This window comes from Streptococcus suis (assembly GCF_024509555.1).
Taxonomy (GTDB): domain Bacteria; phylum Bacillota; class Bacilli; order Lactobacillales; family Streptococcaceae; genus Streptococcus; species Streptococcus suis_AD.
In genome coordinates this window covers 20,570-36,866 of record NZ_JAMWEL010000007.1, presented here as the reverse complement: position 1 = coordinate 36,866, position 16,297 = coordinate 20,570, and the positions used below count along the sequence as shown (strand labels likewise).

Annotated in this window: 6 protein-coding genes; all 6 read left to right on the top strand. The window is 45.6% G+C overall.

Annotation, left to right across the window (positions count from 1 at the left end):
* The first annotated feature begins 39 nt into the window (after positions 1–39).
* Positions 40–10,266 (top strand): beta-N-acetylglucosaminidase domain-containing protein, encoded by a 10,227-nt coding sequence (locus NF418_RS04535; protein ID WP_256778611.1) that lies wholly within the window; start codon positions 40–42, stop codon positions 10,264–10,266.
* 209 nt (positions 10,267–10,475) lie between these two features.
* A complete protein-coding gene (gene pnp, locus NF418_RS04530; protein ID WP_256778610.1) occupies positions 10,476–12,695 on the top strand; it encodes a polyribonucleotide nucleotidyltransferase in 2,220 nt (739 codons plus the stop codon).
* A 53-nt stretch (positions 12,696–12,748) separates the two neighbouring features.
* Complete coding sequence (gene cysE, locus NF418_RS04525) at positions 12,749–13,366, top strand: serine O-acetyltransferase (protein ID WP_024378261.1); 618 nt, start codon at positions 12,749–12,751, stop codon at positions 13,364–13,366.
* A 55-nt stretch (positions 13,367–13,421) separates the two neighbouring features.
* Positions 13,422–14,282, top strand: a complete 861-nt coding sequence (locus tag NF418_RS04520) for a GNAT family N-acetyltransferase (protein ID WP_256778609.1) — start codon at positions 13,422–13,424, stop codon at positions 14,280–14,282.
* A 280-nt stretch (positions 14,283–14,562) separates the two neighbouring features.
* Entirely contained in the window at positions 14,563–15,906 is a 1,344-nt protein-coding gene (gene cysS / locus NF418_RS04515) for a cysteine--tRNA ligase (protein ID WP_256778608.1), read from the top strand.
* Positions 15,899–16,297, top strand: a complete 399-nt coding sequence (locus NF418_RS04510; protein WP_256778607.1) for a Mini-ribonuclease 3 — start codon at positions 15,899–15,901, stop codon at positions 16,295–16,297. Before cysS ends, NF418_RS04510 begins: the two co-directional genes overlap by 8 nt.

The following is a 16,297-nucleotide window of genomic DNA, read 5'->3' as shown; positions in this document are numbered from 1 at the left end:
AAAATAAGAGTGAATGAAAAAATAGAAGGAGTTGACTAGATGAAACGAAGTTCCAAAGACTTGTTTGATAAACGTGAACGGTTTTCTATACGACGCTTAAGTGTAGGAACTGCATCCGTTGTTGTAGGTTGCTTATTGTTTGGTACCCAGCTGGCACAGGCTGAGTCAATTGACGGTGGCAATCCAGGTGTAGAGTCTATATTAGACTCAGATACAGGTAGCGTTGCCCCAGAGGAGAGCAAGCCTACTACCCTAGATACTGCAAATCCCGCTACAGCGGAAGTGGATGTAAAAGAGGAAAAATTAGTAGCTGAAGAGGCAGGAACAGCTGAACTAGTATCCGAAAAAGAAGTAGCAGCAAGATCTGAGGAGGTTACAGAGGAAGTTTCAGCCCCAGTAGTTGAAGAGAATATTCCAGAAACTCTTCAATCAGCTGAAACAAGCATTGAGCATCCTTCTTTCAGCCTTTCCAATGCAGAGGAGAGGGCAGTGTCTACTCCTCTTTCTACAACAAGTAGCCAGACAAGTAACCAGGTAAATGCAGTTGAAACTTGGAACAAGATTACCCATATCACAGATACTGACCGTTCGATTCATTTCGATAATGATTGGAAGTTCCAGTTGGGTGCTCAGGCTACTGCTGCTCAGAAGGGCTATGATGATTCCAGCTGGCAGTCTTTAGATTTGCCTCACGATTTTAGCTTGACTCAGGATTATACCCCAAGTGGAGAAGCAGAGAGTGGCTATAAATTAGGTGGAACTGGCTGGTATCGGAAGAATTTCACCGTTAGTCCAGAAGTTGCTAATGGTCGGGTAGAATTGCACTTTGATGGTGCCTATATGGAAACAGAGGTATTTATTAACGGTACTTCATTAGGCACTCATACCAATGGTTACAGTCCTTTCACTTTTGATTTGACAGGACATGTTCGGGCTAATGAAGAAAATACCCTGGCTGTAAAAGTGGTCAATAATACACCAAGTTCCCGCTGGTATTCTGGTAGTGGTATCTATCGTTCTGTTCAATTAAATGTGACTCCTAAGGTCCACCTCGCTGAATATGGAGTGGTGGTTAAAACACCAAATCTGAAAGAAAGTCAGAGCCAACATCAGCCAGCAAGCATAGAAATTGCGACAAATATCAATAACGTGAGTGATGCAACAGCTCAGGTTAAGGTCAAAACAACCTTGTTTGAACGCAATGCAGATGGTAGTCTTGGTAGACAAGTGGCAGAAGCAACTAGCTCAGTACAGGCAGTAGCAGCCAATGCTAGTGGTAGCTTGTCCACAAATCTTAGTCTGACAAATCCAAAGTTGTGGTCTGTTGATAGTCCAAACCTATATATTGTCAGGACAGAAGTGTTTGACGGAGAAACCAAACTCCAAACACGTGAACAAGAAACAGGTTTCCGCTACATTGAGTTTGATAAGGATACTGGCTTTAAACTAAATGGCCAGAAGATGAAGCTACAAGGGGTATCGATGCACCATGACCAAGGTGGTCTGGGAGCAAGAGCCTATTATGATGCCATTGAGCGACAGGTTGAAATTCTGAAGGGAATGGGTGTCAATGCCATTCGTGTGACCCATAACCCAGCAGCGCGTGCTTTGAAAGACATTGCCAATCGCAAAGGGATGTTACTGATTGACGAGGCCTTTGATACTTGGGAGCATGCAAAGAATGGGAATACCCATGACTATGCCCGCTTCTTCAATACACAGATTGGACAAACAGCCAATAAATTAGTTGGTGCAAGCTCTAGCCAGACTTGGGCGGAGTTTCATATCAAGCAAATGGTGAAAAGTGGTATCAACGACCCGGCCATTATCATGTGGTCAACTGGTAATGAGGTCATGGAAGGTTTCTCAGCTAATGTCAATAATTATCCTCAGGTTATTAGGAAGTTGATTGATTGGGTAGCTGCAGTTGACCCGAGTCGACCAGCCACTTTTGGCGATAATATGCTGAAGCGTCGCAACCCAAATTCGATTGGCATGGCGGACGTTTTAACGAACAATAATGGTATTGTCGGTTTTAACTATGCTAATGGAGCTCAATATGATGCCGCTAGACAAACCAATCCAAATTGGATAATTTATGGTTCCGAAACAGCCTCATCAGTCAATAGTCGTGGGGTGTATAATGTAAAAAATGGAACACAACGTTCTGACAAACAGTTGACTGCCTACGATCAAAGCAAGGTTGGTTGGGGACACTATGCAAGTGAGGCTTGGTATGACACTATTGTTCGTGACTTTGTAGCTGGTGAATTTGTTTGGACTGGTTTTGACTACCTAGGTGAGCCAACGCCGTGGAACGGTACTAGTACAGGTCCTGTTGGTTCATGGCCAGCTCCTAAGAGTTCTTACTTCGGTATCGTTGACACCGCTGGTTTCCCTAAAGATTCTTACTATTTCTACCGTAGCCAATGGAATAAGAAAGACACAACCCTCCATGTCTTGCCAGTTTGGGAAGAATCTGTAGTCAGCAAGAATGCCCAGAACCAAGTTGAGGTTGTGGTCTACTCCAATGCTGCCAAGGTAAAATTGGTTCATGTTGGAATAGATGGTAGGGAAACTGATTTAGGAACCAAAGAATTCACCAAGCGGACAACTACCGCAGGTTTTGAATACCAGATTTACCAAGGTGAGGGACGGAGTTCAGAGCAACATAAGAACCTTTACTTGACTTGGAATGTGGATTATCGACCAGGTTCTATCAAGGCTATTGCCTATGACAGCAATGGTCGTGAAATTAGCGACACTGTTGGTCGAAAAGAAGTTAAAACCTTTGGAACAGCCAGCAAGTTAAAGGCTAGCATTGGTAAACAGCCACAAGTGACGACTGACCAGTCACTAGCCTATATTGAGATTGATGTGCAGGACGCGGCAGGCAATCTAGTAGCCAATGCGACCAATCCTGTCAGCATTACTGTAGAGGGACCTGCGTCCTTGGTTGCTATGGATAATGGTAATGCTATGGATCACCAGTCCTATCAAGACAGTAACCGTAAGGCTTTTGCGGGTAAGGTACTGGCGATTGTGAAGTTAGATGGTAGTTCAGGACAAGTTCGCGTAACAGCAAGTTCAGCAGGTTTAGCATCTAGCTCCGTTGAATTTACGGCAAATGAACTGGCTCAAGCAGGTAGCAAACAAGCAACAGATCTTAAATTTGCTAAAACAATTTACATCAAGCGTGGTGCAGATTTAACCTTACCGACTACTGCAAGAGTACGCTACAGTGATAAGACAGAAGAAGATAAGCAGTTAACCTTTGACCGTGCTCAAGTAAACAGAGATTTGGCGACTGGTAATAGCTTTGTGGCGCGTGGTAGTGTTGCAGGTCTTGAAACTCCTGCTGAAATCTTAGTATCAGTGATTGACCAAGTGGCAGCTATGAAGAACATCAGTACAGCTGTCGAAGTTGGGTCTCAACCAAGTTTGCCAGATAAGGTTCAGGCCTTCCTAGCTGATGGCAGTCTCCTGTCATCTGAATTCCCAGTGACTTGGACAAGCCCAGCACCAGGTTCATATGACAATGAAGGAACTGTACTTGTGACTGGTAAGGCCAATGTACTTGGTACAGAATTGCCGGTAACAGCCAGTGTCCGTGTTGGTCGCAAGACGATGACAGTTGACCAAAACGTGGCACCATCTGCGGCTAGCTTGACTCAAGATATTCCAACCAATCAACAATCAGATACTCTCAATGCTATCAAGGACGGTGTTCTGGTTCCTTCTGCCAATAATAGTGGAGGGGCAAACCCAACGATTTGGTCCAATTACAATGCTGCTCAAGCTGGTGTTAAAACAGCTAAATTAACGTTTACATACGACACTGCCCAAAATATTGGCGAAGTTGTTGCGCATTATCATCGTGATAATTTTTCCTTACGTAATCCTAAGTCGGTTGCCTTTGAGTGGGCTCGCAGTAGCAGTGATCAAGCGGAAAGAATTGAGGCTACTGAAGTAAATCGTTCGACTACAGGAACAGTCACTAAGATTACCTACAAACTTGCTAGACCAGTTCCAGCGGTTGTATTCAGTATGACTGTTGAAAATGCTGACCAAGAATCTGGAATGCGTGCAAAACCATCAGTTGGTATCGTTGAGCTAGAACTGAAAACAGTATTGGAAGGTTTTGCGCAACAAAGCGATGCAAGTATCAACGAAATTCGTTTTGGCAATAGCACCTATACTGGTTCAGATATTTCAAATAACATGACCATTTCTGGCAGTGGTGAATTGACTGCCAGACATACAAGCAATAACCCAGGTATTACCATCCTGAAAATTGATGAGGATACCTATAAAATCTTCACAGAGTCAGAGGACAAGAGCCGTACAGAAGTCTATACGTTGACGGTTGTGGCAGATAGTCCAACGACAGAAGGTCGTAACTACATACCAAGATCTGAGATGACCTTGACAGCCGGTTCTACTCAGCAAGGTCCAGCGAATGCTGTTAACAATGCTAAAGACTTCAATCTCAACTCCATTTGGCATTCTGCCTGGGCTGGTGCTCCGATGTCCAACTTATGGTTGTCAGTGGATACTGGCAAGGAACGACAGCTAAATGGTCTGGCCTACATGCACCGTCGAGATGGTAGCCCGAACGGTAAGGTGACTGATTATGAAGTCTATGTAAGCAGAGACAACCAAAACTGGACTCGTGTGAAAACAGGTCGTTTTGAAGAAAACAACCGTGAGTGGCAGGAAGTAAGCTTTGACCCTACAGCTGGACGTTATGTCAAACTACAGGCCGTTCATACCTTGGGAGATGGAAATAGACCAGACAGATTCATGTCGGCTAGTGAAATTCGTGTCAGTGAATTTGTTTCAGGAACTCAGGCAGAACCAACTAGTCCTCAAACAGGGAATACAGGGGCTACAAATCAACCGACTGCTCCTCAGACAGGAAATACAGCGCCAAACAATCAGCCAACGACACCTACCCCTCCTCCAGTTGTAGAAAGTGGAGATGGTACAGTTGAAACTGCGGCAAGCTTTAGAGCTACGAAGCCGGCTAGTGCTGAGGCTATCGCTGCAGCTAAAACCAGCTCAGACTACCTCAGAAAAGAGTATACTATCTTCCCAAGCCCACAGAGTGTAACCTATGGTACAGGCACAGTTGCTCTTCAAGGAACTGTCAATTTAGTAATCGGTGAAGAGGTTGATATCTATACCCGCAATCGTCTAAAAGATACCCTACAAGCTAACCAGATTTCCTATACAACTAGCAATGTAGCGGTGGCGGATGCAACCAATGTCTATATTGGTATCCAAGGGAAAGCGTCTGCGGCAAGCAATCACCAAGCTAGCTCTGCTATTTCCCAAGACCTTTACAGTAAGATTGATGCCTACTCTCTTGTCATCAAGGACAATGCGATCTCAGTAGTTGGTAAGGATACAGATGCTGTCTTCTATGGTTTGACAACCCTCAAGCATATGCTAAATGAAAGTCCAGTTCCAGTCTTGCGTGAAGTCAAGGTGGAAGACTATGCGGATATTAAGAACCGTGGATTTATCGAGGGTTACTATGGAAATCCTTGGAGTAATGAAGACCGGATGGAGTTGATGCGTTATGGTGGCGATATCAAACTAACCCAATACTTCTTTGCTCCAAAAGACGATGAGTACCATAATAGCCGTTGGCGTGACCTCTACCCAGAAAGCAAATTAGCTGAGATTCGTGAAATGGCCCGTGTGGGTAATCAGAATAAGACCCGTTACGTGTGGACCCTCCACCCATTCATGAACAATCGTGTTCGCTTTGGAAATGATGCCCATTATCAAGAAGATTTAGGTATTATTAAGGCCAAATTCACTCAGTTGATGGGTGCCGGTGTGCGTGAGTTCGGTATCTTGGCAGACGATGCACCAAACCCAGTAGGTGGTTTCGAAAGCTACAACCGTCTGATGACAGACTTGACCAATTGGTTGGAGAGCAAGCAGGCAGAATATCCTGGTCTACGCAAGGAAATGGTCTTTGTCCCTCATGAATACTGGGGAGATGGTGATGAGGCTGAACTTCGCTCCCTCAATGAAAAACTGCCAGCGACATCACTATTGACCCTGACAGGTGGTCGCATTTGGGGTGAAGTTTCAAGTAATTTCCTCAATCGCCTGAAAACAAATCTGGAGTCAGGTGGCAAGACCTATCGTCCAGTTCAATTGTGGATCAACTGGCCATGTACAGACAATTCTAAAGAGCATTTGATTTTAGGTGGCGGGGAGAAATTCCTTCATCCAAATGTTGATCCAAGCTTAATTGGCGGTATTATGCTCAATCCGATGCAACAATCTGAACCGTCTAAACTCGCTCTCTTCTCAGCAGCTGAGTATACTTGGAATGTTTGGGAATCAGAAGAAGAAGCTCGCCGTGTAAACGACGTAGGTTTCAATTTCATTGAAACAGGTCGCTTTACAGAAACGCCTGAGTCACTAGCCTTCCGTGAACTTGGTAAACACATGATTAACCAGAATATGGATAATCGCGTTGTCAAGTTGCAAGAGTCTGTTGAATTGGCACCTAAGCTGACTGCCTTTACAAACAAACTGGCTGCAGGGGAGGCATTGACCACAGAGCGAGCAGAACTACGAGCAGAATTTGCCAAATTGAAACAAGCAGCAGAGACCTACAAGGCAAGTGGCAACCAACGTATGAAAGGGCAGATTTCATACTGGTTGGACAACACCATTGACCAAATGAATGCTTTGGATGCCCTGCTAACAGCCACAGAGCATATTGGTGGGGACAGTGCGGCACTTTGGAACAATTACTACCGCGGTCTCAGTCTCTATGAACAGTCTAAGACTCACAAGTTCTGGTATGTCAGTCGCTATGAAAAAGCCGAACTCGGTGTTCAGCACATCCGACCGTTTATTCTCAATCTCCTAGAGCGTTTGGCAAGTGAAATTGAGAAAGATTTGTATCCGAATAAAGTCTCAAGCACTTTCATTTCCAACCGAACTGGTGCAGAAGGACGTACAGACTACTTAACAGATGGAGACCTATCAACTCAACTAATCTTTAAGAATCCGAATACAATCAGTACAGGAGACTACGTCGGTTTAGAGTTTAACAAGCCAATTCAATTGACTAGTCTAGGATTTGCTATGGGTGCTGTGTCCAATCCTCGTGATACCTTCAATGCGGCAGCGATTGAATATCTGAATGAAGCAGGACAATGGGTTGCTTTGGAAGGACACAATTTTGTCGGCAATGAACCAGTGATTCAGTTGTCAGACTTGTCAGTCACTGCTAAGGCTGTTCGGATGAGGGCAACCTCCGACCGTAGCAATACCTGGTTTGCTGTTCGAGAAATTGCAGTCAACCGTCCGTTGGCTACTGCACAGGCAAGCCCTGTTACGATCACCCATTCAAATAATTTGGTCTACAAACTCAACACCAATGTTGGTCAGATTACAGATAAAAATGATGCGACAGAAGCCATGTTGGCTAATAGCTCTGGAGCTGATAATACACCAGTAGATGCATGGGTACAATTGGATCTCGGTGCAGAAAAACCAATCTCTAAAGTACGTTTGGTACAAGGAACTGGCGACAAGCTTGCTGCAGGGGTTATTGAATATTCTAGCGACAGTACAAACTGGACTGAATTGGCTCGCTTATCTGGAGAACAAACGAAAGAAATCAGTCAGGACCTTACCGCTCGTTATGTTCGTGTTCGAAATACACGGGCAGTCAATATTTGGTGGCGGATTAAAGACTTCCAAGTCGAAACCAATGAGGGTACGACAGAGTTGACGGATACCAATCTCACCACTCTGGCGAACAGCAAGGCACTTACCAGTCTAGGCTCCTATAATCTTGTTCTCCCAGCGACAAGTCAGTTAGCTCCAAATCAGTACATCGGCTTGAAGTTGGAACGTTTGCACGAGTTGGAGTCTATTGATGCAACCGGTTCTAACCTTGAACTGAGATATTCTCCAAACCTTGTTGAGTGGTATAGTGTTCAAGAGATTGCAGAGCAACCATTGGCTCGTTACATTCGTTTGATTAATACCAGCAATGAGAATCAAGTGATTGGTGCCAATAACCTTTTTGTGAGAACCAAGGAAATTCATCCGGATAAACTCAAATCAACCAGCTTGACCATTCATAACGTTTATGGTGGACCAGATGTTCGTAATCGCAAGAACCTTGCCCAACTCTTTGATGGTGTGTACAACAACACGGTTGAGTTTTCAAATACGCCAACCAAGGATGGTCATATCTTGCTTGAGCTAGGTGTCCCACGTCCAATTCATAAGATTAGAGCCTATATCCAAGATGGTACTACCAACTATCTGCGTGATGGTAAGATTCAAATCAGTCCAGATGGAGAAACTTGGACCGATGTGGTGACAGTGGGTGATGGCGTAGCCAATGCTCAGAAAGATGACTCGCTTGGAGATGGTTGGACCCATGATTCTGCTAAACCGGGTAATCGTTATATTGAAGGAAGCCTAGCAGCTCCTGTTCAAGCCAAATACCTCCGTGTTCTCTTTACGGCTAACTACGATCATCGTTTTGTGAGCTTTACAGAAATGGTCATTAATGACGGTGAGTATGTAGCAACAGTAAATGATCCAACTGTTCAAGGTCAAGCAGCTGAAAACCATACAAGTAAGAGAAATTACTTGGTGGATGGTAAGGTATTAACAGCTTATACAGCAACTGCTAATGAAGGCAATTTGGTCTACCATTTGTCTGAGGACACAGCTGTCAATCATATCAAGCTGATTTCAGATCTTCCAGAAGGTGCGACTGCTAGAGTTTCAGCTCGTGTAGTCAAGGATGGTCCAAGTTCACGAACAAGCGAAGTTCCTACTGAATGGATTGATCTTGGTGCTGTGACCAGCAACTATCAGACCTTTGTTGTTCGTGAGCCAATTGCTCATTTGTTGGATGTCAAGATTGAGTGGACTGGTGGACCTGCGACAGTCTATGAAATTTCGACCTATCATGCGCCAGTGACTGCTGAGAGTGTAGGAGAAGACAAGCCTACTGACACTAGTCAGCCACCTGTTTCTGATCAAGTAGATGCTACTGATTTTGCAATCCGAGAAGACCAACTTAAGATTCTGGTTGATAGAGTGAATGCTCTGCCAGAAACTGAGGAGAATAGTCGAACTAAGGCAACTCTTGCGAATGCATTAGCAACGATTGAGGCAGTTCGACAAGCACCGACTAAAGCAGCCGTTGAACAGATAAATACCTGGATAGAACGTGCACTGGCTTCTCTAGAAACGACCCAAGGAGAGCCATCAGAAACTTCTAATAGCGGTAATAGTGATAACACTTCTTCAGGTGACACGGGAGCAGGTAGTACAGAGAATCCAATTGCAGGCGACACGGGTAGTAGCACCGAGAATCCAATTGCAGGTGATTCAGGAACCGGCAGCACAGATAATCCAATTGCAGGCGATTCAGGAACCGGTAGCACAGCTAATCCAATCGCAGGCGATACAGGAACTGGTAGCACCGATAATCCAATCGCAGACGATTCAGGACCCGGTAGCACCGAGAATCCAATCGCAGACGATTCAGGAACCGGCAGCACTGAGAATCCAATCGCAGACGATTCAGGACCCGGTAGCACCGAGACTCCAATTGCAGGTGATACAGGAACCGGTAGCACAGATAATCCAACCGCAGGCGATTCAGGAACCGGCAGTACAGAGAGTCCAATCGCAGGCGATACAGGAGCAGGTAGTACAGACAGCACAACCTCAGGTGATACGGGTGGTAGCACCGAGACCCCAGCCCCAGACAACACAGGCGGTAGCGTTGATACTACATCTCCAGGAGATACAGGAATTGGTAGTACAGACAGCACAAGCCCTGAAGATACAGGCGATGGCAGTGCTGTTTCAACTCCGGCGATTGAAACAGTTAAGACAGAGCCTGCCTATCATGAAGTTCCTACTTTTGATATAGAAGCTTGGCTGGAAGGACTTATCAAGGAAAATGATCAGTCCCCTGACTTGGTGACAGCCAAAGGTGACTCTCTCGCTCACTTCATTCCTGCCTTTGATGGCGGTTTGGTACCAAATGAAGCACCTCTCACAGAGGAGCTTCCAACCATTGATCCAGCAAGTTTGGTGAAACAAGCACCACTTGCTTCACAGACGACTCAATCAACAAGTAAGGCTGACAGTACCTTGCCTGCGACTGGCGAGACAAACTCAAGCCTAGCCCTTGTTGGATTGACCGTTCTTGGCATGTTGGGCACAGCCGTTCGTAAAAGAAAAGGCTAGCTGCAAGCCTAACTAGTTGCCAGATTCTTATAGTCCCTAAGAGATGAAGATTTTCTCTTGGGGACTTCTTTATTGTTTTAAAAAATCCATAAATATGATAAAATATGGGGTATGCGTGGTTTTGTGCAAAAGAGAGTGAAACAAGCTTGTTTGATTGTCTTTTGTAGAAAACACGCAAGAAAAAATTTCAGAAAAATAGGAGACAATTCATGTCAAAACAAGTATTTGAAACGGTTTTTGCTGGTAAGAAATTGGTCGTTGAAACAGGTCAAGTTGCCAAACAAGCCAATGGTGCGGTTGTTGTTCGCTATGGCGACTCCACAGTCTTGACTGCGGCTGTTATGTCTAAGAAAATGGCAACGGGAGACTTCTTCCCCCTCCAAGTCAACTATGAAGAAAAAATGTACGCCGCTGGGAAATTCCCAGGTGGCTGGATGAAACGTGAAGGCCGTCCATCAACCGATGCGACCTTGACAGCTCGTTTGATTGACCGTCCAATCCGTCCAATGTTTGCGGAAGGCTTCCGTAATGAAGTCCAAGTCATCAACACAGTGCTTTCTTACGATCCAGATGCTTCAGCCCCAATGGCAGCTATGTTTGGTTCTTCATTGGCATTGGCAATCTCAGATATTCCATTCAACGGTCCAATCGCAGGTGTCCAAGTCGGCTATGTCAATGGTGAGCTCATCATCAACCCTGACAAGGCTCAGATGGAAGAGTCCCTCCTTGACTTGACAGTGGCTGGTAACAAGGACGCCATCAACATGGTTGAGTCTGGTGCCAAAGAATTGTCAGAAGACATCATGTTGGAAGCCCTCTTGAAAGGTCATGCGGCCATCCAAGAACTCCTTGACTTCCAAAATCAAATCGTAGCAGCAGTCGGCAAGGAAAAGGCAGATGTGGAACTTCTTCAGGTTGATCCAGAATTGCAGGCTGAGATTGTCGCAGCTTACAATGACGATTTGAAAAAAGCGGTGCAGGTTGAAGAAAAATTGGCCCGTGAAGATGCGACCAATGCCGTGCGTGAAACCGTCATCGCAGCTTACGAAGAAAAATACGCTGAACACGAAGAATTTGACCGCATCATGCGTGACGTTCATGAAATCTTGGAGCTCATGGAGCACGCAGAGGTTCGTCGTTTGATTACAGAGGACAAGGTCCGCCCAGACGGTCGCCGTGTCGATGAGATTCGTCCCTTGGATGCAGAAGTAGATTTCTTGCCAAACGTTCACGGTTCAGGTCTCTTTACCCGTGGTCAAACCCAAGCCTTGTCTGTCTTGACCTTGGCCCCAATGGGTGAAACCCAAATCATCGACGGTTTGGATGATGAGTACAAGAAACGCTTCTTGCACCACTATAATTTCCCACAATACTCAGTGGGATCAACAGGTCGTTACGGAGCACCTGGTCGTCGTGAGATTGGTCACGGTGCCCTTGGTGAGCGTGCTCTTGAGCAAGTCTTGCCGAGCTTGGAAGATTTCCCTTACGCTATCCGCTTGGTGGCAGAAGTTTTGGAATCAAACGGCTCGTCTTCACAGGCATCTATCACAGCTGGTACCCTTGCCCTCATGGCAGGTGGTGTGCCAATCAAGGCACCAGTTGCAGGGATTGCCATGGGTCTGATTTCAGACGGTACCAATTACACCGTCTTGACCGATATTCAAGGTCTTGAGGACCACTTCGGCGACATGGACTTCAAGGTAGCTGGTACCCGTGATGGTATCACAGCTCTTCAAATGGACATCAAGATTGACGGTATCACACCGCAAATCCTGGAAGAAGCCTTGGCACAAGCTAAGAAAGCTCGCTTTGAAATCCTTGATGTGATTGAAGCAACTATCCCAGAAGTTCGTCCTGACTTGGCACCAACCGCACCGAAGATTGACACGATCAAGATTGATGTGGATAAAATCAAGATTGTCATCGGTAAGGGTGGCGAAACTATTGATAAGATTATTGCAGAAACTGGCGTGAAAATCGATATCGACGAAGACGGTCTTGTGGCTATCTTCTCACCAGATCGCGATGCGATTGAACGGACCAAAGAAATCATTGCAGGTCTTGTTCGTGAAGCAAAAGTGGACGAAGTCTTCCGAGCAAAAGTAGTTCGTTTGGAGAAATTCGGTGCCTTTGTCAACCTTTTCGACAAGACTGATGCTCTGGTCCACGTTTCTGAAATGGCCTGGACCCGTGTCAATAAACCAGAAGATTTAGTTGAAATCGGCGATATTGTCGATGTTAAAGTTATCAAGATTGATGACAAGGGCCGTGTTGATGCTTCTATGAAGGCTCTTCTTCCAAAACCAGAAGGTTATGTGGAGCCAGAAAAACGCGAGCGTTCGGACAGACCACGCCGTCACAAAGACAACAAAGAGAAAAAAGACAACAACTTTGGTGAATTCAAATTCCACAAGGTTGAAAAGAAATAAGCTGAGTAGACAAGTTCGGTAGCGGGCTTGTCTTCTCGCTAGAAGGAGTGACTATGGGTTGGTGGAAGGACACCATTGAGATTGTAAAAGAAAAAGATCCGGCAGCACGGACGACCTTGGAAGTTCTTTTGACCTACCCAGGTGTCAAGGCCTTAGCTGCCCACCGTTTGTCCCACTGGATGTGGAAAAAAGGTTTTAAATTACTAGCTCGGATGCACAGCCAATTTTGGCGTTTTTGGACCAATATTGAAATTCATCCAGGCGCTGAGATTGCTTCGGGGGTCTTCATTGACCATGGAGCTGGTTTGGTTATTGGTGAGACGGCTATTATTGAGTCTGGTGTCATGCTTTACCACGGCGTAACGCTTGGTGGTACGGGTAAGGATTGTGGTAAACGCCATCCAACTGTACGACGAGGAGCTCTGGTTTCTGCCCACGCCCAAGTCATTGGCCCTATTGAGATTGGGGAAAATGCTAAAGTGGGTGCAGCTGCCGTTGTCCTAGCCGATGTTCCAGCAGATGTGACAGTGGTCGGTATGCCAGCTAAGATCGTCCGTGTGCATGGTCAAAAAGATGAGAAGGTCATTCATGACATGGAAGGTGGTCGTGAACACTACACGACCAAACTGGCAGAGCTGAGAGAAGCCAGCCACCATTCGTCGCATTTGTAGGAAAGCCACATATGGTAAGTCCTATGTGAGTTAGCCACAGAGAGGAAAAATAAGCATGATACTAGCAACTAATGTGCTAAATCCCCAGCAGTTATCTGCAGCAAAAACTCTGATAAGCACTGTACAATCCCATGACGGAACCTATCGTGCCCCTTACCTGTCAAATATGCTCAACTTTGACCCTGAAATGCCAGCTTTTTTCTTGGCTTATCAAGACGAACAGTTGGTGGGGCTCTTGACTGTGTATGCCGATGATGAGGATGTGGAGCTTGCGATTATCGTGCACCCAGACTACCGCAGACAGGGTCTGGCACGCAAGCTCTATGACTGCTATCTGACGAAGACGGCAAACTATCCTATCGCTAGTGTGACCTTTCAGACGGAACGTGTCATTCTGGACAAGCACCCAGACCTTGCGCCAGCATGGAACTTGGTAGAAGATACGGATACTGAGACATGGCTGGGACGTGAGCGAGAGCCTTATCAGTTCTCACAACAGGCTGAACTCACAGTAAGTTTGGCACAGGCTCACCATGCAGACGACATTGCGTGTTTCCAGACAAAGGTCTTTGATAGCGACTATGAGGTGGCTCTTCGTTACGCACGTGAGGCTATCGCTGATGCAGACAGCTTGCTTTATCTTTTGGAACATAGCGGAGCGGTTATCGGTTCTTGCACAGTAGATATATCGAGCGATGATAACTATCTTTACGGTTTAGCTATAACACCAGACCAGCAACAAAAAGGTTACGGCACTTACTTAGTCAAAGCTGTCATCAATGACCTTATCAGGAAAAACGACAAACCTTTTCAAATCGCCGTCGAAGATGACAACCTCATCGCTAAGCGGCTATATGAAAATATCGGTTTTACAAAGCAGACACAAGTAGTTTATCTAGACCCAAAAGGAGAATGATATGCTACTAGAAGAATTTGAAAAAACCTCTGCTGTCATTGAACTGACGGACAAAGCCATTGCAAGAACATTAGAAAGTACATCATGTTAAAAAAATTAGTAAGACAAAACTGGCCTTATGTGGTGACCGCCATTGCTGGGACGATCATGTTTATCCTTAAATTCTCCCAAGGAAGCTGGCAGGTAGGGATGATTTGGTTGGCCGCGACAGCTTATTGGCTAGTAAAATTGTATCAAAAGTATCAAGTCCTAAAGAATACTCAGAAGTAATGGAGAAACTATGATTAAAATTTACGATACCATGACTCGCAGTCTGCGTGACTTTGTACCCTTGGAAGAGGGTAAGGTCAAGATGTATGTCTGCGGTCCGACGGTTTACAACTATATCCATATTGGTAATGCCCGTAGTGTCGTGGCTTTTGATACCATCCGCCGCTATTTTGAATACCGTGGCTATGATGTGACCTACATTTCCAACTTTACGGATGTGGATGACAAGATTATCAAGGCTGCTAATGAAGCTGGCATGACAACCAAGGAACTGTCTGATAAATTTATCGCAGCTTTCAAGGAAGATGTGGCAAAACTGGGTGTCAAGCCTGCTACCAAAAATCCTCGTGTCATCGACTACATGGATGAAATCATTGATTTTGTGCAGGTCTTGATTGACAAGGGTTACGCCTATGAAGCTTCTGGAGATGTTTATTTCCGTGTGGAAAAGGCTGAAAACTATGCTCGTTTGGCCAACAAAACCCTGTCTGACTTAGAAGCTGGTGCTTCTGGTCGGGTTGAGGGAGAAGGTCAACTGAAAGAACATCCTTTCGACTTTGCCCTGTGGAAAACTGCCAAGCCAGGCGAAGTTTCTTGGGAAAGTCCTTGGGGAGCGGGTCGTCCAGGTTGGCATATCGAGTGTTCGGTTATGGCGACAGAGATTTTGGGAGCTACCATTGATATTCACGGTGGTGGAGCGGACTTGGAATTCCCTCACCATACCAATGAAATCGCCCAGTCTGAGTGCAAGACAGGTCAAACCTTTGCCAACTACTGGATGCACAATGCCATGCTCAATATCAACGATGAGAAGATGTCCAAGTCCTTGGGCAATTTTCTGACAGCCCATGATATGTTGGAACAAATTGACGGTCAGGTCTTGCGATTCTTCCTAGCCACCCAGCACTACCGCCGTCCACTTAACTATACTGAGAAGGCTATTTCAGATGCGGAAATCAATCTCAAATATCTGAAAAATACTTATACACAACCTGTGCAAAACTCTGTGGATAAGCCGGGTCTTGAATTACATCTGGTGGCCTTTGAAGCAGCCATGGATGATGACTTTAATGCGGCAAATGGCATTACGGCTATCTTTGACTTTGCCAAATGGATCAACTCAGGCAATTACGATGAAACTGTAAAAGAAGCCTTTGGCAAGATGCTCGCCGTCTTTGGTATTGTCTTTGAAGAAGAAGTTTTGGACAGTGAGATCGAAGCCTTGATAGAAGAGCGTCAAGCAGCGCGTGCCAATCGGGACTTTGCGACGGCTGACCGAATTCGTGATGAATTGGCGGCCCAGGGCATCAAGCTCTTGGATACCAAGGATGGTGTGAGGTGGACACGTGACTAAGGCAGTAGATGTCAATCTTATCAATGGTATTGCCCTGGCTTTTGAAGGGGATGCTGTCTATTCCATGTATGTCAGACGTCACTTGATTTTCAAGGGGCTGACCAAGCCCAATCAATTGCACGGAGAGGCTAACAAATACGTATCGGCCAAGGCTCAGGCAAGCCTGATTTCTGCCCTCTTAGAAGCTCAACTATTGACCGAAAAAGAGGAAGAAATCTACAAGCGGGGCCGCAATACCAATAGCCACACCAAGGCCAAGAATGCGGACGTGGTCACCTATCGGATGTCCACAGGTTTTGAGGCGGTTTTGGGCTATTTGCACATGACAGAGCAGATGGAACGCCTGGATGAACTGGTGAATTGGTGTATTGACAAAATAGAAAGAGGATAA

Coding starts and splice junctions, on each gene's coding strand:
- NF418_RS04535 (WP_256778611.1), top strand. CDS start 40: ATGAAACGAAGTTCCAAAGACTTGTTTGATAAACGTGAACGGTTTTCT.
- pnp (WP_256778610.1), top strand. CDS start 10,476: ATGTCAAAACAAGTATTTGAAACGGTTTTTGCTGGTAAGAAATTGGTC.
- cysE (WP_024378261.1), top strand. CDS start 12,749: ATGGGTTGGTGGAAGGACACCATTGAGATTGTAAAAGAAAAAGATCCG.
- NF418_RS04520 (WP_256778609.1), top strand. CDS start 13,422: ATGATACTAGCAACTAATGTGCTAAATCCCCAGCAGTTATCTGCAGCA.
- cysS (WP_256778608.1), top strand. CDS start 14,563: ATGATTAAAATTTACGATACCATGACTCGCAGTCTGCGTGACTTTGTA.